Below are 21,213 nucleotides of genomic sequence, written 5' to 3' on the forward strand. Positions count from 1 at the left end.
CCGCTCTCATTCCAAGCGTTCTGTCCTATTTCTTCAAATGAATCCCTAACCTTCAAGATGTGATCTGGTCCGTTTAGTTCATGTCCTTTCGTTCAAGGACACTCTCGCGCTCCTTGAGTGTAAAGGGAACGATGACCTTAGCATTTTCATCTATCTTGTCCTGAACTTTTTCAAAAATCCGTGTAAAAGCCGTGCGACCTAGGGCTGCAATATTGACATCAAAGGTCGTTAAATACGGGTGGATAATCTTAGCATAAGCAGAGTTGTTGAAAGATATGATGGAAATATCATCTGGAACTTTCAACTGGTAAAAGGACAAGAGTTGGCTAACACGTAACGACAGCATATCATCAATAACCACCAAAGCTGAAGCCTTATAATCTGCGATAGTTTGAACCAACTGGTCTACCGTTTCAGGCTGGTTGCGGTCAAAGATCAAAGCCTCGTGAGTTTCTAAGCCCAGCATTTCAATCCCCGACTGATAGCCACTGTAGCGATCCTTTTGGACTTCACCATCCAGATTATCCGTTACAAAAAGAATGCGATCATGGCCCTTTTCCTGAAGATATTGCACAGCTGTTTTAGCCATTAGCTTATTATCGTTATCAACATAGGTCGTTTCATTCTCGTACTGGACAGGTGTCCCTATCATAACAAAGGGAATGTGATTGGCTAAAAGATGAGCTTGAACAGGGTCATCTTTATAAGAATACAAGAGAATAAAACCATCTACTCTCCGTTCCCTATACATGTGGTGAATCTGGTTTTTAAGGTCCTCTGTGGTATCGCCCGTTGCAATGGAAATGGTGTAGCCATTAGCCTTGGCTGTATGGTTAATCTCCGTTAGGATTTCCATATGGAAGGGCTGACTCTTGGTATCCCGCGTTGTCATCGGAGGAAATACGACCCCGATAGAATGGGTATACCCACTAGCAAGCATTTTAGCAGCCAAGTTAGGAACATAGCCTAGCTCGTCCATAGCTTTTTTAACTTTTTCTTTTGTTTTTTTGGAAATGGCAGAGCTGTCTTTTAAGGCTCTACTGACCGTTGATGGATTGACACCAGCTCTTTCCGCGACATCTCGAATCGTTACCATATCATCACCTCATTCTCACTCTCCTGCATCATAAGGATGCAGGTCATCTATTGTGATTTTACACCATCTTTCGGAGCATTGCAAGAATTTAATGCAACCTGTTGCATTCTGTTTTTCAAAGAAGAGTGGTTCAATTGTTAAACTATTTGATTTTTATAGCTTAAAAAACCTGATTTCTAGCCTTTTTTGAAGAATTATTGAACTTTTTTTATTTTTTTACCTAAAAAGACTTGACAATTACGGAAAACGGTTGCATAATAGAGTTATAAAATTTAACTTGAATTTCGTAGGAGGAAATCAAACATGAAAAAATGGTCTAAATTTGCGATGAGCGGTTTAGCGCTTGTCTCTGTTGCAACACTTGCAGCTTGTGGTAATGGGGGATCTTCAGATTCTAGCGAAGCGAGCTCATCCAGTGCTAGTGGCGATGTCAAACTTAAGCTTTGGGTACCAACTGATGCAAAATCTTCTTATACAGAGACAGTAAAAGCCTTTGAGGAAGCTAACGAGGGCGTTTCCGTTGAGATTATTGAGTCAAATGACTCTAAAGCTCAAGAAAATGTAAAGAAAGACCCTGAAAGCGCTGCTGATGTCTTTTCTCTCCCACATGACCAACTCGGACAATTAATTGAATCAGGTGTTATTCAAGAAATTCCAGAGCAATATGCTACAGAAGTTGCTGAAAATAATGTTGAGAATGCTGTAGCTGGTGCTCAATACCAAGGAAAAACCTATGCCTTCCCATTTGGTGTTGAATCACAAGTTTTAATATACAACAAAGATCTTCTATCTGAGGAAGATGTTAAATCATACGAAACCATAACTACAAAAGCAACTTTCGGTGCTACTTTTAAAGAAATGAATGCTTACGCAACAGGACCATTGATGCTTTCTGTCGGCAACACCCTCTTTGGAGAAGACGGTGAAGACCCTGCTGGAACTAACTGGGGTAACGAAGCTGGTGTGTCTGTTCTGCAATGGATTGCAGACCAAAATAATAACTCTGGCTTTGTTAACCTTGATCCAAGTAATGTGATTTCTGAATTCGGCTCAGGAAAAGTTGCTGCCTTTGAATCTGGTCCTTGGGATTACCCTGCTGCAGTTGAAGCTCTCGGAGAAGACAAAGTTGGCGTAGCAGCATACCCTACTATTAAAATTGGTGATAAAGAGGTTCAACAAAAAGCCTTTATGGGTGTCAAACTTTATGCTGTTAACCAAGCTCCTGCAGGAGATAATGTCGACCGTATTGCAGCAGCTTACGCTTTAGCAGCTCATCTCACAAGCGCTGAAAGCCAAGCTAACCAATTTGAAACACGCAGTATCGTTCCTTCCAATAAAGACATTCAAATGTCTGATGCTGTTACATCTAATCAATTGGCACAAGCAGTAACAACCATGACCTCTTCAACTGATTACACAGTTGTTATGCCAAAACTAAGCGAAATGACTTTCTTCTGGACAGAGGCTCAAGCTCTACTTGCTGATGTTTATAACGGTAAGATTTCATCAGCAGACTATCTGGCTAGACTCCAACAATTCGACCAGGATGTTGCAGGTAAATAAGCCCTCATAAGACATCAAATCGTTGGGAGTGGATGGGCGAGGCGAATCTTCTGCCTTGACACCCACTCCCACTTTTTTAGATTTAAAAAACGCGTAAAGTTCAAGCTTAAAGACATCACTGCTGATGCCTTTAAGCCTGATCATTACATTTCATTTACGGAGGTTATTATGGATAACAATACTGTTTACTTTGAAGAAGTAACCGTACCGGAATCCTTTCAAAAAGGAGGATGGGATATTAAATTATCCTGGCTTATTATGGGAGCAGCCAACCTGCTCAATAAACAATTCATTAAAGGATTCCTCTTCTTAATTTCCGAGATCCTTTTCATCATTGCATTCATAACACAGGTAGTTCCGGGAGTTAGAGGGTTGATAACTTTGGGAACAGAAACCCAAGGAATGACTGAAAAAGTTGTTAATGGTATTAAAATTCAGGTTGCTACAAAGGGTGATAACTCCATGTTGATGCTCATTTTTGGCTTAGCATCCATCATTTTTTGTCTTGTATTTGCCTATATTTATTGGTGTAATTTGAAAAGCGCTCGAAACATGTACGTCCTCAAAAAAAATGGTATGAAAATCCCGACATTTATGGATGATTTTCGTAGTTTGACTGATGGCCGTTTCCATATGACCTTGATGTCAATTCCTATGATTGGAGTGCTTCTTTTTACAATATTACCTCTCGTTTATATGATTAGTCTAGCTTTTACCAGCTATGATCATAACCACCTCCCTCCCAAACATCTTTTTGATTGGGTTGGATTAGCAAACTTTGGTAATGTCTTTACAGGCCGCATGGCTGGCACCTTCTTCCCAGTCCTTTCTTGGACTCTCATTTGGGCTGTTGCCGCAACAGCAACCAACTTCTTCTTTGGGATACTCCTAGCTCTCCTTATTAACACCAAGGGGTTAAAGTTTAAGAAGATGTGGCGGACTATTTTTGTCATTACAATCGCAGTACCGCAATTTATCTCCCTTTTGATTATGCGAAACTTGCTAAACGACGCTGGTCCACTCAACTCTCTCTTAATGAATATTGGCCTACTTAATAACCCATTACCGTTCTTGTCGGATCCAACCTGGGCTAAATTCTCTATTATTTTTGTTAATATGTGGGTTGGTATTCCTTTCACCATGTTAGTAGCAACGTCAATTATTATGAACTTGCCAAAAGAACAATTAGAAGCAGCTGAAATTGATGGTGCTAATAAATTCCAGATTTTTAAATCCATTACTTTCCCACAGATTCTTCTGATTATGACTCCAAACCTCATCCAACAGTTTATTGGAAATATTAATAACTTTAATGTTATTTTCCTTTTGACAGGTGGTGGCCCTACAAACTCTACCTATTATCAGGCAGGGTCGACCGATCTTTTGGTCACCTGGCTTTACAAATTAACCGTTTCTGCTGCAGACTATAACCTAGCATCAGTTATTGGTATCTTGATTTTTGCTATCTCAGCAATCTTTAGTCTCTTAGCATACACACGGACAAATTCTTACAAACAAGGAGCGGCGAAATAATGAAATCAAAGAAAAAATTAACTCTCGCTATTGTTTATGCTATCCTGATTGTCTTATCAATCATTTGGCTTTTTCCCATTGCATGGGTCATTCTGACATCCTTCAGAGGTGAGGGAACAGCTTATGTGAATTATTTTATTCCTAAAACCTTCACTCTAGCCAACTATACTAAGCTGTTTACCAATAGTTCCTTCCCCTTCGCCCAATGGTTTATGAACACAACGATTGTTGCTATTGCAACGACAATTATTTCAACCTTTATTACTGTAGCAGTCGCTTATGTCCTTAGTCGTATTAATTTCAAATACCGCAATGGTTACCTCAAACTGGCCTTAGTCCTTAATATGTTTCCAGGTTTTATGTCTATGATTGCCATTTACTTTATCTTAAAGGCCTTGAACTTGACACAAACCCTGTTTGCCCTTGTTCTTGTTTATTCAGCAGGTGCTGCTTTAGGTTTTTATATTGTTAAAGGATTTTTCGATACTATCCCATACTCCTTAGATGAATCAGCAATGATAGATGGCGCTACCCGCAAGGATATTTTCTTTAAAATTACCTTACCTCTATCCAAACCAATTATTGTATATACTGCTTTAACAGCCTTCATTGGCCCATGGATTGACTTTATCTTTGCACGAGTCATCTTAGGAGACGCCACTAGCAAGTACACCGTAGCCATAGGTCTGTTCAATATGATTGAACGGGATACCATCAATGAATGGTTCAAGTCTTTCGCGGCTGGTTCTGTTCTTATCGCTATTCCTATCACCCTTCTCTTTATGTATATGCAAAAATACTATGTGGAAGGCATTACCGGTGGATCTGTTAAATAGTCCCTTTAAAAACCAGTCCCTTGGCCTGGTTTTTTGAATCTCTTAGAGATTTGAGAAGGAAAGAGAGGACCATCCTTGTGATATTAGACAATGGCTAAGAACCGCACGCCCAACGATTCATAATAATCCAGAAAACAACTTAAAGTCATTTTCCAATAAAGCACAAAACCAGCTAGGAAAGTTGCTCCTAACTGGTTTATTTTTTTTAATTAGAACCCGTCTACATTGGTGTAGATTTTTTGAACGTCCTCGTCGTCATCTAAGGCATCGTAGAGTTTTTCAAACGTCGCAAGGTCATCACCATCAAGTTCAACCTCAGATTGGGAAATCATCTCAAGCTCAGTTACTTGGAACTCTTCCACACCACTCTCACGGAGGGCCTCAACAGCTTTGTGGAGGTCAGTTGGAGCTGTGTAGACATGGATGTTACCCTCTTCTGCTTCCACATCGTCCACTTCCACATCCGCTTCAAGCAAGAGCTCAAAGATGCTGTCGGCATCATCGCCAGCAAAGACGATCACACCTTTGTTGTCAAACAAGTAAGATACCGAACCTGACGCACCCATGTTCCCACCGTTTTTCCCAAAAGCAGCACGGACATTAGCCGCTGTACGGTTGACATTGTTGGTCAAGGTATCGACGATAATCATAGAGCCATTTGGTCCAAAACCTTCGTAACGTCCCTCTGTAAAGGTTTCATCCGTATTCCCCTTGGCCTTATCGATCGCCTTATCGATGATGTGCTTAGGCACTTGCGCCTGCTTAGCCCGATCGATAACAAAGCGAAGGGCACCGTTGGTTTCTGGGTCTGGATCACCCTTTTTAGCAGCTACATAAATCTCAACACCAAACTTGGCGTAAACTTTCGAGTTAGCACCGTCTTTAGCGGTTTTCTTGGCAACAATGTTTGCCCACTTACGTCCCATGGGATTCTCCTTATTTCTTTCCTATTGGCGTCGTTCTTTTAAAACTAGCCTTTTAACCTACTCATTATACCACTTTGAGGCCCATTCGTAAATGGCGAAATGACTACTTTTGCAACAACTCCTGTCACCAATAAACAATCACACCATAACCTTTTATGACCTAAAAGACATCTCGCCTGAGAGGGTCGAGAAGGATTTCTTCACTTTACCTTACAGCCCCATAATAGGGATCTGAGGGGCTAATTTCCTAATGTCGCTAGTGATATCATCAATCGTACCAGTTAATTGGCCGATTTCAACTTCTACAGCCTGTCCATCTTTGGGTTTGACAATTAGCCACTGGCTCTGATTGTAGGTCGGCCCATTACCCTCATGAAAATTGGTCCTTCGAATGCGTTGTTCATACCTGACATAGTCAATTTCTTGCCACTGAAAATAATAGGACTTAGACCATTTCCCAAGAACTTGCATGCCATGACCGTCTCCACTGATCACCGGTTTTCTCACTACTAATTTCAAGAGTGAGGGAACAAAAATCTTTAATCCCGCAAGCATTAACATCAAAGGAACAATGAAAAACAACAGGCCAAAAGGACTTATATGTGGCGTTCTGGCCATGGGTCCCATTCTGGTAAACCCACTCAGAGAAGCCATCCTAAAAAATCCAAAGAAGACCGCTCCTATAAAGAAAAAGCCAAAAAAGAGTTGAAAGCCTAAAGCAGACTTGCGGTAATAATATTCAAAAGTCATCCTATCCTCCTCAATTGGGCTAGTCGTAAAAGTCAGTTTAGACCTATCTTTATTATACCGCTTTCCATGAGCAGACGCAATCTATGACTAGCCTAAGATTAGCCTTGGAGGCGCAAGCGGACATCTGCGCGCAACTCCTCTAAACTGCTAATCCCGTACTTGTCCATGACCTCTGGCAGGTCCTTGATGATCGTTGGGCAGGCAAAGGGATCCGTGAAGTTCGCCGTTCCGACGCCAATAGCTGATGCACCCGCAATCATCATCTCCAGAGCAGCCTGAGCCGAATCCACGCCACCCATGCCAATGATGGGCAACTTGGTGGTCTGAGCCACTTGGTGAATCAGCTTGAGAGCGACTGGAAAGACAGCAGGCCCGCTCATCCCACCTGTGCCATTAGCGATGATGGGCTTATGAGTAGCCAGGTCAAACCGCATCCCAACCAAGGTATTGATCATGGTCAACCCTGTGGCACCGGCGTCTTCGACGGCCTTGGCTACTGTGGTGATGTCAGCTACACTCGGTGTCAGCTTGACATAGACAGGAACCTCTGAGTGGCTGACACTGGCCTTCACGGCCTCATAAGCAAGCTCTGGCACCTGGCCGATCAGAAGACCTGCATTCCCGTGGTCGACATTGGGACAGGAGATGTTGAGTTCGATGGCCTTGACGTTCGGGGCCTTGGAAATGCCAGCCGAGACCTTGGCATACTCGTCGTTAGAAAAGCCAGCGACATTGGCAATGATGGGCAAGTCAGGAAAGTGCTGGGCTAGCCAAGGGAGTTTCTCAGCCAGGACGGCATCTAGTCCAGGGTTTTGAAGGCCAATGGCATTGAGCATGCCAGAAGGGGTCTCTGCCACCCTGGGGGTCGGGTTGCCAAAGCGCGGGGCCAAGGTCGTCGCCTTAATCATGATAGAACCAAGCTGGTTGAGGTCATAATACTTGGCGTACTCCTGGCCAAAGCCAAAACAGCCAGAAGCTGGGATAATCGGATTTTTCAAGTCAAGCCCTGGTAGGGAGACCCGTAAACGTTGATCAGACATAATCACCTCCTATAAGACAAGGCTACCAGTCGCAAAGACTGGCCCTTCTTCACAGACCCGCTGGCTCTTGGTCTGGTCCTCCCCTTTGGGATGGACCACGCAGGCATAGCAAGCCCCCATGCCACAGGCCATCCGTGATTCTAAGGACAAGAAGGCCTGGGGATGATTTTCAAAGGTCTGGTCCACATAGCGAATCATGCCTGGTGCACCACAGGAATAAACCGCATCCGGGTAGACCTCGAGCTGGTCCACGATGGTCGACACATACCCCTTGGTCCCGTAGGAACCATCGTCTGTCGTGACATAGACCGCTTCTGCGTAGCGAGCCATCTCATCTTCTAAGATAACCGCATCTTGGGTCGCAAAACCAAGCACAGCCGTCACTTTAACGCCTTTTTGGGCCAGCTGCTTGGCTGTCTCAATCAGCGGTGGCACCCCAATCCCGCCACCGATCAGGAGGGCGGTCTGGCCTGGCTCAAGACCTGAGATGTCAAAGCCATTGCCCTGTGGGCCCATACAGTCTAGCTGACTGCCTGGCTCAAGCTGGGAGATGATGTCTGTCCCAGCTCCCTCGATCCGGTAGACCAAGGTCACTTGACGCCTATCCTTGTCGATTTCACAAATGGAGATCGGCCGACGCAAGAGCTTGCTGGGATCAGGCACACGAATATGGAGAAACTGGCCAATCGCCATCTCCTCAACCATCTGACCCTCTAGGACCAATCTAAAAATCCGTGGTGCAATCTCCACCTGACTGACAATGGCCATGTCTTCTTTTAAAATCATGTTCGCCTCTTTCTAGCAACTGCGCAAAAAACACTCTCGCCAGTAGGGCAAGAGTGCACAAAAATCAGGTAGCTCATGCTACCACTTTCTCTCTTGTGACCTTGCAAGCCTCTCTGGACTCAGTTAAAGGGTTTAAATTTGTATTATTATAGCTCAAAAAACCTAGCTTGTCAAAAGTTTGCCAAAGGAAAACCCTGCTGCTCTTGGCAACAGGGTTAGGAGATTAGGAACAATGGTTTAGCGCTCACTAATGACCAGCTCGCCATCCACCATCTTGGCTTCGAGGTGTTTGGCATCGATATGGTCTAGGTAGTAGTCAGTTACCTTGTCACGGATTTCGCCCTCGACGACGCGTCGGAGCGGGCGCACACCCATGACTTCATCATAGCCTTGCTCAATCAAATGCGCTTTAGCGTCATCGGTCAAGGTTAGGTCGATATCTTTTTTGGCCAAGGTTTGGTTGACCTCAGCAATCATGAGATCCACGATGGCCCCAAGGTCTTCCTTAGCAAGAGCGTTGAAGGCAATCACCCCGTTGAAACGGTTGAGGAACTCTGGACGGAAGTATGGTGCGATACGGTCCATGATCGGTTGGTCATTGTCAGCTGGGCTATCGTAGCCAAAGCCGGCGTTTGATGTCGCGATAATCACCGTGTTTTTGAAGTTGACGGTATTGCCCTGACCATCGGTCAAGCGCCCATCATCCAAAACTTGCAAGAGCAAGGTGATGACTTGTGGGTCAGCCTTTTCGATCTCGTCTAAGAGCACGATGGCGTAAGGGTTGCGGCGAACACGCTCAGTCAAGGTGTTGGAGTTGTCATCGTAGCCCACATAGCCAGCGGTTGTCCCGATCAGCTTAGACACTGCAGTACGGTCGCTATACTCAGACATATCTAGGCGGATAATGGCATCCTTGGACCCGAACATGTCAAGGGCTAGTTGCTTAGCCAGCTCGGTCTTGCCGACACCGGTTGGACCGACAAAGAGGAAGGAGCCGATTGGGCGACGCCCATCGTCAAAGCCAGCTCGGTTCCGGCGAATGGCCTTAGCTACCGCTTCAACGGCTTGATCCTGGCCAATGACCTTGCTTTCCAAGCGATGGGCCATGCCCTTGAGGCGTTCAATATCAGACGAGCCCATCTGAGAGACTGGGATACCGGTCAAACGTTCCACCGATTCTGCGATGTCATTCACGCTTGCCACTACCTTTTGGCTCTCGGTGTGGTTACCAATCTTAGACTGAAGCTCATCAATGGTCATCTTTTCCTTGAGGGCTGTTTCAAAGTCTTCCTTGTCAGCTGCGGCTTGCTGACGGTCACGAGCTGCGGTCATCTCAGCTTCTAATGCCTTGACATCGGTCACAGGGTGCTGGGCTGCCAAATGAGCTGCGGTCACATCGATCAGGTCGATAGCCTTATCTGGCAAGGACCGCTGAGGAATGTACTGGATCGAGTAGTCCACAGCTGCCTTTAAGACATCATCCGGCAAGCTCACATTGTGGTGGGCTTCATAGAGGGGTTTGATACCTTTAAGGATTTCATAAGTGTCCTCAGCGGATGGGGCATTGACCTTGACTTCATTGAAGCGACGAGCCAGAGCTGCGTTTTTCAAAATGGTGTTGCGGTACTCGTCTTGAGTAGTCGCTCCAACCACAGTCAACTCGCCACGGGAGAGGGCTGGTTTTAAGATATCCGCCAAGCCCTTAGAGCCAGAATCGCCTCCTGTAGAGCCAGCGCCTAAGATTTGGTGAATCTCATCAAAGAAGAGAATAATATTGCCAGCATCCTTAACTTCCTGCACCAGGTTTTGAATGTTTTCCTCAAAGGAGCCACGGTACTGTGTGCCAGCTTCAAGTCCAGAGATATCAATAGAGATAAGCTCCTTGTTCTTGATGGCAGCAGGAACATCACCATGGATGATAGCCTGAGCCAAGCCTTCCACGACAGCTGTCTTGCCGACACCGGCATCTCCGACTAAGACCGGATTGTTCTTGATCCGACGGGCCAAAATTTCAGCCGTATCTTGGATCTCCTTGTTGCGGCCAATGACAGGGTCGAGCTTGCCTTGACGGGCTTCTTCGGTCAGGTTACGGCCAAGTTTGGCTAAGATGCCATCTTGCTTGAGGTTAGCGCCAGTCTCTTGAACAGGCGTTCTGCCGTCCTCAGTCGTTTGCACGCCTGGTAACTGACCTGTCTGACGGAAGTGTTGGAATTCCTCAGGTGTCACCTCGCGGCCATTGATGCGATAGCGACGGGTCTCGCTGTTAAAGCCACCCATATTGCCCATCAATTGATTGAACAAATCGTCCATATTGTTGTTAAAATAGTTGTTATTCATGTCTTTACCTCGTTTAAATAGTCTTTTGTTATTCGTGTGTATTGTTTGTTACGTGTGTTTTTGACCAAAACTGACCTTTATTTCAAAAAGAAAGGGCCACTTTGACCAGATAGAAGTGTGCTGTCTCAAAATATATCCTTTTGGGATTGATTTGACCAACTTTGACCTTTGTTCTAAAAATAAAAGCCGTCAGTAGCAAGCGTGTCTGTCCATTTCCTTAACCTCCTTGGAAAAGAAAGTGCCTAAGAACCGCATGGTTCTTGCAATTGTGAAGCCAACCAGACCACTGCTGCTCAACTTCATGACTCTATTATACACCATTGGTCAGTAAAGGTCAATACCTTTGTCTGACTTTTTTTGACCTTTCTGCTTAAGAAAAAAGAGGCCCTCTTGCCTCTTGATAGTTACTCAATCACTAACCTGACCATGTCATCTTCTTCGACATTGTAGACGTGCTTGCCAATAATGGACCGCAGTTTTTGGACGTCTTCTAAATCAGGACTGGCAAATTCCAGAACATTTTTCTCAGGGTCTGACTTGTTTTCTTCCTCATAAAAATCGTTGATATGGCAGTAAAATTCATCCAAAAGGTCTTCCAGAGGGTATTGGGATATCAATTCACCACTTCCCTCACCCAGCTCAGGTTCCTGAACAAAGGATAGGGACGTTACATAAATCTGGTCCCCGTCCTGATCGCTGGTCTGATAGATGCCAGCTTCTACTTCTTGGTAATGGCTGGTTTGGTATTTCTCTGCTTGGTAGTTTTCAATCTGTTTCATGGTAAACTCCTTTTTCAGATATTGGGGGCTTTGGACATGTGTTGTAGCAACTGCAACAGTTCTCAGATGCTTTTAAAACAGTTGAACGGTCAGCACACTGGCCTCATCAGTTTTATAGTTTTATTATACTCCTTTGACAGAGATAAGACAATGCGCTTCCTATTCTGACACTAGAAAAACCGCAAGAATTCTGCGGTTTTTAACAATTGTAAAAGCTATGCTGTCTCGCTCAGGGCTTATCCTAAATCTTACCTGTCAACCAAACGAAGACAAAGAAGATGGCAAAGCCAAAAAGATAAACGAGACCTGCCCAGGACAGGTACTTGAGCCAGCCTTTGACTTGGTGGTTTTCATTGTTAACCAAGCTATAGTTAAGGTAGGCAAAGAACGGTGTCGTGATAAAAGACCCGATCATGGCAAAACGCAACATGGTTGCGACGTTTCCAGCAAAGGCAAAGGCAATAAAGATTCCAAGGCCAGAGGTCAATGTCATCCAAATAGCAAGGGACCTTGGAGAAGCATACGGTCTTCCCATGAGGATACGGAGGACTTCATTGTTGGCCCGCGAATATCCATCGATAACCGTGATGACCGTTCCAAACATACAGAGAAAGGCGATAAACGTAATCAAAGGTTTCGCCCAAGCTCCCAGTGCTGTCGCATACATTTGGACAAACTGCGCGATGTAGGCAGCAGAAGCTCCCTCAACGGCTTCGCCATTTCCATACTGAATCAAGGCTCCTAGAGCTAGGAAAATAAAGGCCAGAACAGCCGTACCGATGTAGCCGACGTTAAAGTCAAAAAGGGCATCTTCTTCATTAAAATTCACTGTTTTGCGTTTCTCGACTGACCAGAGTGAGTTGATGGTTGAAATCTCAATCGGTGCTGGCATCCAGCCCATCAGGGACACCAGAAAAGGCAAGGCAGTTAACTGCCACGGCGATGTGGCTACAAAATCAGGTGCATATTCGCGGTGTTGAAAGAGGGCAAAGACAACCGCCGCCACCGTTGTGATGGTCAAGGCTGTCATGATCCACTTGGACAAGCGGTCCAAAAAGCGGTAGCCACCAATCAGCAACATACCCCAAATGATAACAATCAAAATGGCGGTCCACTGCGCAGCATTTAAGCCAAAGGCGTTTGGAAAAATATTAGATACAATGGCTGCACAGATCATGCCGACCCCAGCAGTATTGACTACAGCAGAGAAAACATTGAGGGCGAAATAGACCAACAAATAAATCTTGCCTTTTTCGGCATAGCCTTCTATCAAGTTCTTCCCATTTTCAGCCGTGTACTGAGACCCAAAACGGAAAAAAGGGTACTTGAAGACATTGATCAGCAGGATGAGAATGGCTAACTGCCAACCGTAGATAGCTCCTGCCTGAGTTGAGGAGACGATATGAGACCCACCGACTGCTGCTGAGGCCATGAGAATACCAGGGCCTAAAGCCTGAAACTTACTTTTCCAATTGGAGGTTGAGGGTTGTGATTGTGCTTCCATGAAATAATTTAAACTCCTTAAATTTTCAGATTTTTCTGAATTCGAAGAATATTATACAACTCCCTGAAGAAGAATGCAATAGATTTTACTTTATTTTTTGTATTTTCATTGTTTTTTCATGAAATTGCCGATACTTTCCATGCCTAAATAGGCCCGTTTGCAAGAAAAAACAACCGCTATCGCTAAGCGATTGCAGTTGTTGATTAATCGTTTGATGATTATGGAAGGAATTTCCCAGAAGCGAGGTAAAGCTCATACCAATCATGGTGAGACAGGGTCACCTTACTAGCGTCCGCAGCTTCCTTGATGTGTTTAGGATTCATACTACCGATGATGACTTGCATTTTAGCAGGGTGGCGTAAAATCCAGGCTAGGGCTATAGCTGCCTTGGTCACACCCTCGCGCTTGGCAAATTTGTCCAAGGCTTCATTCAGTTCAGGAAAATCAGGGTTATCCACAAAAGTCCCTTGGAAGAAGCCATGTTGCAATGGCGACCAAGCCTGAATCGTAATATCGTGCAAGCGGCAATAGTCTAGGGTAGAGCCATCACGATTAATAGAACGCTCTGTTTGTAGGTTGTTCATATAAAGCCCTTGGTCAATCAACTGAGATTGCTCGATAGACAGTTGCAATTGGTTAAAGATCAACGGTTGCTTGACATGTTTCTTCAAGAGTTCTAGCTGGTACGGCATCACATTGCTGACACCGAAATGACGAACTTTTCCAGATTGCTCCAACTCGTCAAAAGCAGCTGCTACTTCTTCTGGTTCAAAAATCAAGTCAGGACGATGAAGCAAAAGGGAATCAAGGTAATCCGTTTGGAGGCGTTCTAAGCTTTCCTCGACACTAGTCAAGATATTTTCCTTGGTCCAGTCAAACTCATTGCGTTCAAAGCGTAGACCACATTTAGACTGTAAGAAGATATCCTCACGTTTCAGACCAGTCAGCTTAAAGGCTTCTCCGAAACGACGCTCTGCCGCCCCATCTTCCCCGTAACAGGTCGCATGGTCAAAGAAGGTAATGCCAGCGTCAAAGGCCGCCTTAATCACCTCAGCCGCCGCCTCATTAGAGAGATCGGTCATCCGCATACAGCCCTGCACCAAGGCCGATACCTTTTCAGGACCGTTGACAATCGACAAGGTTTTCATGATTGTTCTCCTTTATTCTTTGATATCACACTGCCATTATAGCACATGTCCTCATAGGATGCTGATTTTTGATAGCGGATACAACTATGTTTTTTCCACAGCGCTGCGGAAAGCAATTGAACCCACTACAAAAAAGCACCACCTCTCGGCGGTACCTTACTCACTAACTCTCTAGTTGCCTCACCGGCACGCGCCCAAAGGTCTGCTCCTTGATAGCGGGGTGGCCCAGTTGGTAGACCTGATCGGCCTGCTGGGTCAGGCTGTCCCAGGGTTCCTTGCCAATCTTGGAGATGAGCTGGGCTTGCCCCTTGATACGGGCCAGGTGGGCCTGCCCTCTCTCCGTAAAGCCCAGCACATGGATTCCCTCAGGCAGACTTGTCTCTCTGGCATTGACCAGGATGTAGGTCAGGACTCTCCGCACACGGGCCTTGGTATAGCGCTTGGTCGCCACCATGTCCACCAGCTCGTCCACCGTGTTGCTCTTAGCAATAGCAGAGCGGATCCGAACAGCCAGCTCCTCATTGACCTGATAGATCGTTGTCAAGTCGAGGTTAGTCAGAATCTGGTAGCGAAGCAGGTCAAAGTAGTTGTCCCAGCTGACCGGACTCTCTGACAAAAAGAGCTCCGCATCAGGCATAGCCGACTGAAGGAAAGCCTCATCCGCAGCGTGCTTGCGAATGGCTGTCGCTGACGCAATAGCTACCTTCTCCTCAGAATGAAAGCCTGCGCCAATGCGCGGGATGGGCTGGAGTCGAATCTCTTCCCCCGCGCAAGCCTTGGCGTAGGCTAACCCCAGAATGTGGTTGGGGGTCTCTCCTGAAAAGGCAATCCCCGTAAACTCCTCCCACATGCGCTGGGTCTTCTGAGGATAGGACAGGGAATCTGGGAGCGTCAGTAGAAACTGGCTCATCTGCTCTGCTTTTTCCCCATAAACGTCCGCTAACTGCTGGTAATCCAGCATCTCCTCCGTTCCGAAGCTGAGGGTGTCGATGCCCAGCCTCTCCAAAATGGCCACCGCACCGTTCGCGAAATAGTCCGCCGCCTGCACCGAGACCAGAAAGGGAAGCTCCACCACCAGGTCAGCTCCGTGCGCCAAGGCCATCTGGGCCCGGGTCCACTTGTCGATGATGGCAGGCTCCCCCCGCTGGACAAAGTTGCCACTCATGGCCACAATCTTGAGCCCATCAGTCTGAGCCAGCAAGTGCTTGTGCCCATGGTGAAAGGGATTAAACTCCGCAATAATACCCGTGATGGTCATGTGTGGTTCCTTTCTGTGATTAATTAAGTGACTATACATTATAAAACAGCAAATTCTTTTTCTGCAATTTCTACAGCTTCAAGAATATCATACTCAGTCACTTTAGTTCGTTCAGCAATAATTCTTTCAATTTCTTTTTCGATTACTTTTTCTCTTGTATAAGTTCTATTATTTTTTGATTGATTCTTCTGGAACATATCTTTTAATTTTTCGTTAAGTTTTTTATCAAAAACACTGTCTTGAATCAATTCAAATTCTTCATCAGTGATACTCATAGACATCACAACATCTATGAATTCTTCTTTTAAAATAGCGAACATTTCAACCCTGTCATCCTCAAAAAAGTTGTCTAAAATTGATTTCGATCCAATGGTGGCTAATGTTCCGCCAGCAACTGCACCAACTATTGTTCCGACAGGACCAAATGTTGCTCCTGCAATAGCACCACCTGCTATCCCACCTGCTATGCCACCACCCGCAATTAAAGTGTTTTTTAATAACTGTTGACTTGAAATCCTTCCACGCAGTGCATCAAATAAATCAGGGCCAATTACAATTCCAAACGAGATGATTCCAGCAAATCTTTGAGCTACTAAATTTGCTGCTACTTTTTTACCAGTAATATTCGCAATATAGACAGTCGCAATTTTTCCTATTTGTTGTGATGTAGCATAAATAATTGTGCCAACTGTCATTGTCTTCAAACCTGCCCTGATTGCTAAAGTAGCAGCTTCCTTCGTTGTACTACCCGACCATTTCGCTCCTGCAAAAACTATTACAAAACTAATTCCTGCAGCGGGTAGAGATTGTATAGCTCCATCAAGCGCATCATACTTTAATGAAGTAACATTACCGCCCTTTGCAATTAATTTAGCTTCATTGTATGTAACATTACCTTTTCTAATTATTTTATATGCATCTTCTGGATTATGGTGTCCCGGAACCTTACCATCTCTAATTTTTTCCTTCATAATCTGAATGGATTCATTGTATTGTTCTTTAGGAACCTCTAATTGCATATTCGGGTATCGATATGTTCCTCCCTTTTCTTTAGGCTCAAATGCAGAATTAACTGTACTTCGAGCTTTAGAATGATATTTCGTTTGAATTTTTTGAATTCCAACTATCCTATCAGCACCATTTTTCTGATTATTTTGACCAATTTGTTGAACGTCCTTAAAAGGATATTTAATCTTATCATTGATATCATTACTATATTCTGCTGCATATCCATGCGCCATTCTTGCATTTGCAATAGGATTAAATTGAATATCCCTTAAATGTTGTCCCAAGTTCAAGTTCATTCCTACAATACTACCGAAATTAACCCCATCTTCAAAAGGCGTAATTTTAAATTGTTTATGGAAAGTTTGATTAACCTTTTTTTCAATATAATGTCCATACAAATCCGCTGTATAGCCAGTATTTATTAGATCATTTAAATTTACCATTAAATTTATTTGCTGACTATTTTTAAACTGAAACGGAATCTTTTCTATACGATGTGGATAATAAAAATTAATCTCAGATTGGCTAATATCAATTCGCCATAAACCATCAAAAGGAAAATATTTGGAAATAGATATATGTCTATTGTTTTTATCTTTATTCTGGGTATCAATTTGTTCTTTATAATAAATTCCATTTTGAGTTAAAAGTAGACCATATTCTAAAAACTCTTCTTCAATTTTACTTCTCACAGGACTATATCCAAAAAACTCTAGTTCATCATCACCATAAGTCTTAATAAAATCTTTCTCTCCCTCCACAAACCATTTAGCTCTACCATAAGGTATTTTTGAACCTGAATAATCAAATGAATTGGCTAATTGATTCAAAATATCACGTATTTTATCCTGATTATAATCATGTAATTCTTTATTATTCATATACCACTTAAAAAATCTGATTCTATGGATTATATTACCAAAATACAAAACACTTACTATAATTAAAATAGCAATTATCAATTTAAACATCTTTTTCTCCTGATATATTATTTTTAATTATACCACAAAAAGGGGCTGGGCAAAAAGTCTCAGAAATAGTAAATGGCTTAGAATAACGTCATAAAAAACGTTGATTCTAAGCCATTTTGTGTTCTTCAATTTTTACCAAAAAGAGTAAATTCTGAGTTTTTGCCCAGCCTCTTTTCCACGAGCTCCAAAAAAAACCATCGGAACGATACACCGATTATCGGAACAATACTTTGCCATTAACGGAAGGATAGGAGGCCTAGCAAAAAAACTCAGCACGTTTTATCGTACTGAGCTCTGATAACTGATTAGTTCCTGGAGAGTTTACTCACTTTAATAGTGGTCCTTAAAGGAGAGAAAAGCAATGCGATCTTCATCCACCATGTATATGATACGGTTTTCCGCATCAATGCGTCGTGACCAAGCCCCCTGAAACTGGTATTTGAGCGGTTCCGGTTTGCCAATTCCCTTAAAGGGATCACGCTGGATATCTTTAATAATGTTGTTGATCCGTTTCAAAGTCTTTTTATCCTGACTTTGCCAGTAGGTGTAATCCTGCCAAGCAGCATTTGTAAAGGTCAGTAGCATGGGTTAGTCCTCAATGGTGCGTACTTGCGTCAGCCCTTGTTTGACGTCTTGCATACCGCGTAAAACCTTATCAGATAGCTCCTTATTTTGTGCGATTCTAAGGGTTTCTTGCAAACTATCCCACTCACTTTTTGAAACCACCACAATATCTTCATCAGGATTTTTATTGACGACAACCAAAGGTTCAAACTCATCATTGACCTTTTTCATATAATCCTTGAGATGATTGCGAAAAGTTGAATAACCGACTGCTTCCATCACCATACCTCACTTTACCTCATTTCCTTAAGTATAGCAAAAGACAAGAAATTGTCAAGAACTTGTACAACTACTTATCCTTCAACTCCTTATTCGTAAAATGATCTCCACAATGGTTAAATCCTCGAAACGATTCTATATTTTTAAGAATTAGTATTCGCGTTTACAAAAAAGCCCACTCGCTTGAGTGGGGCTAAGGTCTGATTTATCACTTTTTTTTACTTCCTCGCCACAAAGAACCATCTGGCACTCTTGTCAGTCGGCGCTTTGTCTTCAAAGTCGGCATAGACTTTGACATCGGTGAAGCCTGCCTGCTCCAAGAGGATATCGTAGGTCAGAAGTTCGTAGGTGCGCTCTTCATGGATTTCGTCATAGCGGGTGAAGCGTCCGTCCTCATCCTGGATGAAGAAGGTCAGCTCGTGGACGATTGAGTGTGGTGCCTCATCCTCATAGGTGTCCCAGACCATAGCGAAGTCCTCCGCATTCTCGTGGTGCGAGTAGCCCGGAAAAACCTCATCGGTCTGATAGGTTGAGTGGACATCAAAGATAAAGGTCCCGCCGTCATTGAGATGCTTGTAAACCTCCGTAAAAGTATCCCCCATCTCGACCTCATCGGCCAAGTAGCACAGGCTATCCGAATAGCTGGTCACCAGGTCAAACTGCCCGATACCAGACAGGTCCATCATGTTGGCTGCCACAAAGTCGATCTTGACTCCAGCCTCCTGGGCCCGTTTTTCGGCGACCTTAAGCATCTCCTCACTCAAGTCAAGACCAGTCACCTCAAAGCCGGCTTGGGCAAAGCGCAGGGACTGGATCCCAGTCCCACAGGCCAGCTCCAAAAGTTTGGTCTTGCCTTTTGAAAAATGGCGGAGCGAAAAGTCGGTCCAAAGATCATAAAGCGAGTCGTCCATGATCGCATCATAGACACGCGCAAAGGTTTCATAGTTTTTAGTCATGAGAATCTCCAAGTCTAATGGTTAATCGTTGCAAGCGGTAAAGGCTCTGCCGTCATCCTGAAAACTGAAAACGAGACGGTTACCGCTCAATCTTGCTTCGGTGGCAGATACGCTCTGCACCGCTCTTAAAAACCTTGCCCAAGGGCAAGGTTGTCTTCATTACGCTAAAAATCCAGCAGTTTCCATGCTGTCGGCTTGGTGCCAGAGTTTTTCAAAGTTGTAGTGGGCGCGCATCTCTTCAGAGAAGATATGAACCACTACACTGCCAAGGTCAAGCAGGACCCAGCCACTGTTGGCATCGCCCTCGACACGGCTGGCGTCACCGCCAGCTGCCTTGACTTGCTCGCGAATATGGTCAATAATAGCATCTAGTTGACGGCTGTTCATGGCGCTCGCAATGACAAAATAGTCCGTCAAACTGGTTAATTCGGCGACAGACAAGACCAAGATATCCTCGGCCCGCTTGTCGTCGGCTGCCTTGACAACCAAGGCTAATAACTCTTTTTCGTTCATGTGTTTTCCTTTTATTATTCGTGTGATGTAGACCTAGGCAAATAGCCAATATAGGCATTGTAGGTCTCTAGGGTTTGGGGATAGATGGCTACCCCTTGAGTCGCCAGGTGACTGACCGTGTGGGCGGTCGCATAGGCGACAGCCTGATTGAGGTCAGAGTTGGCCAATTCCCGCGCTGTATCGACTCCTGGAAAATCCCGTCCTGGCTCGATGTAATCTGCGATGTAGACAATCTTGTCCAGAAGGCTCATCTCAGCACTCCCTACGGTGTGTACCTCGATGGCTCTGAGAATTTCAGGGTCGGTAATGCTGAGGTCTTTTTGTATCTGGTAGATCCCGACCATCCCATGCCAGACATTGTTGCCCCAGACTTTGAGGTCTGGGTTTAGCTGTTGCTCGTCTATTAAGTCCAAAAAGACTTGATCCGGCAGTTCCTTGGCATAGTCGTGAAGCAGTGCCGCTAGGCCTGCCCTCTCTGGGTCATAATCGTGTGTCAGAGCTAACGCTCTTGCTGTTTGCTCGACCCCTAGGACATGCTGGAGGCGGTTTGGGGACATGACCTGCTCTAGGCGAGCTAGTAAATCTGCTCTGCTATGGCCCACCAAGTCCTCATAAGTGTCTGTCTGCTCTGTCATTGGTAGAGCTCCTCTTTGGTGATGTAGTCTAGGACAGGTGCAGGCAGGAGGTAGTTAGGGGTCCGGCCTTGCTTGATGAAGTCGCGCACCATGCTGGAAGAGATGTCCATGAGGGGCACGTCCACCCAGATGACAGGATAGGAGGTCCCAGCCTTGTAGCGGGGGCGTTGCACGCCGACAAACTGAACCATGTGGACCAGCTCGTCGATGCGGTGCCACTTGGGCAGGTACTCGACCATGTCAGCCCCAATGATAAAGTAATAGTCGGTATCGGGGTTTTGCTCGATCAGGAGTTTCATGGTGTCATAGCTATAACTGATACCCTTACGGTCCAGCTCGATGGTCTCGATGTCAAGACCTGGCACATTTCCTAGAGCTAACTGGAGCATCTTGAGGCGATGCTTTTCATCGATCGTTTCTTTTAAGTCTACGTGAGGGGGGGTGTACTCGGGCATGAGCAAAACCTTATCCAGTTTAAGCTGCTGACGGACCTGATCGGCTACGATCAGATGGGCATTGTGAACGGGGTTAAAATTCCCACCCAAAATGCCTACCTGCTTGCGGCTGGTAGGTTGTTGTTCCGTTTCTAATTCAACCTTGGTGAAAGGTGTCAGCAGTTCAATGGCCATAGGACCTGTCTCCTTTTTCTCTTTTGGGATTTTACCCAAGTCCTTACTATTATAGCATATCTAGGCTAAAAAGTGGGAAATGAATGAGTTAAAACTCCTAGA

20 protein-coding genes are annotated in these 21,213 nt (G+C 44.7%); 3 read left to right on the forward strand and 17 right to left on the reverse strand.

Features of this window, described 5'->3' with window-relative positions; genetic code table 11:
- Nucleotides 1-73: 73 nt before the first annotated feature.
- A complete protein-coding gene (locus tag J2S23_RS00805; protein ID WP_307120866.1) occupies nt 74-1,096 on the reverse strand; it encodes a LacI family DNA-binding transcriptional regulator in 1,023 nt (340 codons plus the stop codon).
- Nucleotides 1,097-1,399: 303 nt separating this feature from the next.
- Here J2S23_RS00805 and J2S23_RS00810 point away from each other — a divergent pair, with 303 nt between their 5' ends.
- The 3 genes from J2S23_RS00810 to J2S23_RS00820 all read left to right on the forward strand — a co-directional run bounded on the left by J2S23_RS00810 (nt 1,400) and on the right by J2S23_RS00820 (nt 5,028).
- Nucleotides 1,400-2,659: an extracellular solute-binding protein gene (locus J2S23_RS00810; protein WP_307120867.1), complete on the forward strand. Its 1,260-nt coding sequence runs from the start codon at nt 1,400-1,402 to the stop codon at nt 2,657-2,659.
- 168 nt (nt 2,660-2,827) lie between these two features.
- On the forward strand, nt 2,828-4,192 hold the full coding sequence (locus J2S23_RS00815) for a carbohydrate ABC transporter permease (protein ID WP_307120868.1): 1,365 nt from the start codon (nt 2,828-2,830) through the stop codon (nt 4,190-4,192).
- Complete coding sequence (locus J2S23_RS00820; RefSeq protein WP_307120869.1) at nt 4,192-5,028, forward strand: sugar ABC transporter permease; 837 nt, start codon at nt 4,192-4,194, stop codon at nt 5,026-5,028. Before J2S23_RS00815 ends, J2S23_RS00820 begins: the two co-directional genes overlap by 1 nt.
- A 209-nt stretch (nt 5,029-5,237) precedes the next feature.
- Here J2S23_RS00820 and J2S23_RS00825 read toward each other — a convergent pair whose 3' ends face one another.
- The 16 genes from J2S23_RS00825 to J2S23_RS00900 form a co-directional block, all read right to left on the reverse strand.
- A complete protein-coding gene (locus J2S23_RS00825) occupies nt 5,238-5,954 on the reverse strand; it encodes a YebC/PmpR family DNA-binding transcriptional regulator (protein ID WP_307120870.1) in 717 nt (238 codons plus the stop codon).
- 210 nt (nt 5,955-6,164) lie between these two features.
- Nucleotides 6,165-6,704, reverse strand: a complete 540-nt coding sequence (locus J2S23_RS00830; protein WP_307120871.1) for a hypothetical protein — start codon at nt 6,702-6,704, stop codon at nt 6,165-6,167.
- A 98-nt stretch (nt 6,705-6,802) separates the two neighbouring features.
- Nucleotides 6,803-7,744: a dihydroorotate dehydrogenase gene (locus tag J2S23_RS00835; RefSeq protein WP_307120872.1), complete on the reverse strand. Its 942-nt coding sequence runs from the start codon at nt 7,742-7,744 to the stop codon at nt 6,803-6,805.
- Between the two features lie 9 nt (nt 7,745-7,753).
- A complete protein-coding gene (locus J2S23_RS00840; RefSeq protein ID WP_307120873.1) occupies nt 7,754-8,530 on the reverse strand; it encodes a dihydroorotate dehydrogenase electron transfer subunit in 777 nt (258 codons plus the stop codon).
- Nucleotides 8,531-8,767: 237 nt separating this feature from the next.
- On the reverse strand, nt 8,768-10,867 hold the full coding sequence (locus J2S23_RS00845) for an AAA family ATPase (protein WP_307120874.1): 2,100 nt from the start codon (nt 10,865-10,867) through the stop codon (nt 8,768-8,770).
- Nucleotides 10,868-11,271: 404 nt separating this feature from the next.
- The gene (locus J2S23_RS00850; RefSeq protein WP_307120875.1) at nt 11,272-11,646 is read right to left on the reverse strand and encodes a hypothetical protein; all 375 of its coding nucleotides are present in this window, start codon (nt 11,644-11,646) and stop codon (nt 11,272-11,274) included.
- Nucleotides 11,647-11,887: 241 nt separating this feature from the next.
- Nucleotides 11,888-13,150, reverse strand: a complete 1,263-nt coding sequence (locus J2S23_RS00855) for an NRAMP family divalent metal transporter (protein WP_307120876.1) — start codon at nt 13,148-13,150, stop codon at nt 11,888-11,890.
- Nucleotides 13,151-13,368: 218 nt separating this feature from the next.
- Entirely contained in the window at nt 13,369-14,298 is a 930-nt protein-coding gene (locus tag J2S23_RS00860; RefSeq protein ID WP_307120877.1) for an aldo/keto reductase, read from the reverse strand.
- 163 nt (nt 14,299-14,461) lie between these two features.
- Nucleotides 14,462-15,556 (reverse strand): nucleotidyltransferase, encoded by a 1,095-nt coding sequence (locus J2S23_RS00865; RefSeq protein ID WP_307120878.1) that lies wholly within the window; start codon nt 15,554-15,556, stop codon nt 14,462-14,464.
- Nucleotides 15,557-15,594: 38 nt separating this feature from the next.
- On the reverse strand, nt 15,595-17,535 hold the full coding sequence (locus J2S23_RS00870) for a YeeR family protein (RefSeq protein WP_307120879.1): 1,941 nt from the start codon (nt 17,533-17,535) through the stop codon (nt 15,595-15,597).
- 330 nt (nt 17,536-17,865) lie between these two features.
- A complete protein-coding gene (locus J2S23_RS00875) occupies nt 17,866-18,120 on the reverse strand; it encodes a Txe/YoeB family addiction module toxin (RefSeq protein WP_307120880.1) in 255 nt (84 codons plus the stop codon).
- Between the two features lie 3 nt (nt 18,121-18,123).
- Entirely contained in the window at nt 18,124-18,378 is a 255-nt protein-coding gene (locus J2S23_RS00880; RefSeq protein ID WP_307120905.1) for a type II toxin-antitoxin system Phd/YefM family antitoxin, read from the reverse strand.
- Between the two features lie 218 nt (nt 18,379-18,596).
- On the reverse strand, nt 18,597-19,334 hold the full coding sequence (locus J2S23_RS00885; protein ID WP_307120881.1) for a class I SAM-dependent DNA methyltransferase: 738 nt from the start codon (nt 19,332-19,334) through the stop codon (nt 18,597-18,599).
- Between the two features lie 159 nt (nt 19,335-19,493).
- Nucleotides 19,494-19,847 (reverse strand): ribosome silencing factor, encoded by a 354-nt coding sequence (gene rsfS / locus J2S23_RS00890; protein WP_307120882.1) that lies wholly within the window; start codon nt 19,845-19,847, stop codon nt 19,494-19,496.
- Between the two features lie 14 nt (nt 19,848-19,861).
- On the reverse strand, nt 19,862-20,482 hold the full coding sequence (yqeK, locus tag J2S23_RS00895; protein WP_307120883.1) for a bis(5'-nucleosyl)-tetraphosphatase (symmetrical) YqeK: 621 nt from the start codon (nt 20,480-20,482) through the stop codon (nt 19,862-19,864).
- Entirely contained in the window at nt 20,479-21,111 is a 633-nt protein-coding gene (locus J2S23_RS00900) for a nicotinate-nucleotide adenylyltransferase (protein ID WP_307120884.1), read from the reverse strand. The genes yqeK and J2S23_RS00900 overlap by 4 nt, the downstream gene beginning before the upstream one ends.
- Nucleotides 21,112-21,213 lie beyond the last annotated feature (102 nt).

Source organism: Streptococcus moroccensis (assembly GCF_030812835.1).
GTDB lineage: Bacteria > Bacillota > Bacilli > Lactobacillales > Streptococcaceae > Streptococcus > Streptococcus moroccensis.

Bases quoted from the DNA above. Each gene is read 5' to 3' on its own strand.
- J2S23_RS00805 (WP_307120866.1), bottom strand. From the start codon at position 1,096: ATGGTAACGATTCGAGATGTCGCGGAAAGAGCTGGTGTCAATCCATCA.
- J2S23_RS00810 (WP_307120867.1), top strand. From the start codon at position 1,400: ATGAAAAAATGGTCTAAATTTGCGATGAGCGGTTTAGCGCTTGTCTCT.
- J2S23_RS00815 (WP_307120868.1), top strand. From the start codon at position 2,828: ATGGATAACAATACTGTTTACTTTGAAGAAGTAACCGTACCGGAATCC.
- J2S23_RS00820 (WP_307120869.1), top strand. From the start codon at position 4,192: ATGAAATCAAAGAAAAAATTAACTCTCGCTATTGTTTATGCTATCCTG.
- J2S23_RS00825 (WP_307120870.1), bottom strand. From the start codon at position 5,954: ATGGGACGTAAGTGGGCAAACATTGTTGCCAAGAAAACCGCTAAAGAC.
- J2S23_RS00830 (WP_307120871.1), bottom strand. From the start codon at position 6,704: ATGACTTTTGAATATTATTACCGCAAGTCTGCTTTAGGCTTTCAACTC.
- J2S23_RS00835 (WP_307120872.1), bottom strand. From the start codon at position 7,744: ATGTCTGATCAACGTTTACGGGTCTCCCTACCAGGGCTTGACTTGAAA.
- J2S23_RS00840 (WP_307120873.1), bottom strand. From the start codon at position 8,530: ATGATTTTAAAAGAAGACATGGCCATTGTCAGTCAGGTGGAGATTGCA.
- J2S23_RS00845 (WP_307120874.1), bottom strand. From the start codon at position 10,867: ATGAATAACAACTATTTTAACAACAATATGGACGATTTGTTCAATCAA.
- J2S23_RS00850 (WP_307120875.1), bottom strand. From the start codon at position 11,646: ATGAAACAGATTGAAAACTACCAAGCAGAGAAATACCAAACCAGCCAT.
- J2S23_RS00855 (WP_307120876.1), bottom strand. From the start codon at position 13,150: ATGGAAGCACAATCACAACCCTCAACCTCCAATTGGAAAAGTAAGTTT.
- J2S23_RS00860 (WP_307120877.1), bottom strand. From the start codon at position 14,298: ATGAAAACCTTGTCGATTGTCAACGGTCCTGAAAAGGTATCGGCCTTG.
- J2S23_RS00865 (WP_307120878.1), bottom strand. From the start codon at position 15,556: ATGACCATCACGGGTATTATTGCGGAGTTTAATCCCTTTCACCATGGG.
- J2S23_RS00870 (WP_307120879.1), bottom strand. From the start codon at position 17,535: ATGTTTAAATTGATAATTGCTATTTTAATTATAGTAAGTGTTTTGTAT.
- J2S23_RS00875 (WP_307120880.1), bottom strand. From the start codon at position 18,120: ATGCTACTGACCTTTACAAATGCTGCTTGGCAGGATTACACCTACTGG.
- J2S23_RS00880 (WP_307120905.1), bottom strand. From the start codon at position 18,378: ATGGAAGCAGTCGGTTATTCAACTTTTCGCAATCATCTCAAGGATTAT.
- J2S23_RS00885 (WP_307120881.1), bottom strand. From the start codon at position 19,334: ATGACTAAAAACTATGAAACCTTTGCGCGTGTCTATGATGCGATCATG.
- rsfS (WP_307120882.1), bottom strand. From the start codon at position 19,847: ATGAACGAAAAAGAGTTATTAGCCTTGGTTGTCAAGGCAGCCGACGAC.
- yqeK (WP_307120883.1), bottom strand. From the start codon at position 20,482: ATGACAGAGCAGACAGACACTTATGAGGACTTGGTGGGCCATAGCAGA.
- J2S23_RS00900 (WP_307120884.1), bottom strand. From the start codon at position 21,111: ATGGCCATTGAACTGCTGACACCTTTCACCAAGGTTGAATTAGAAACG.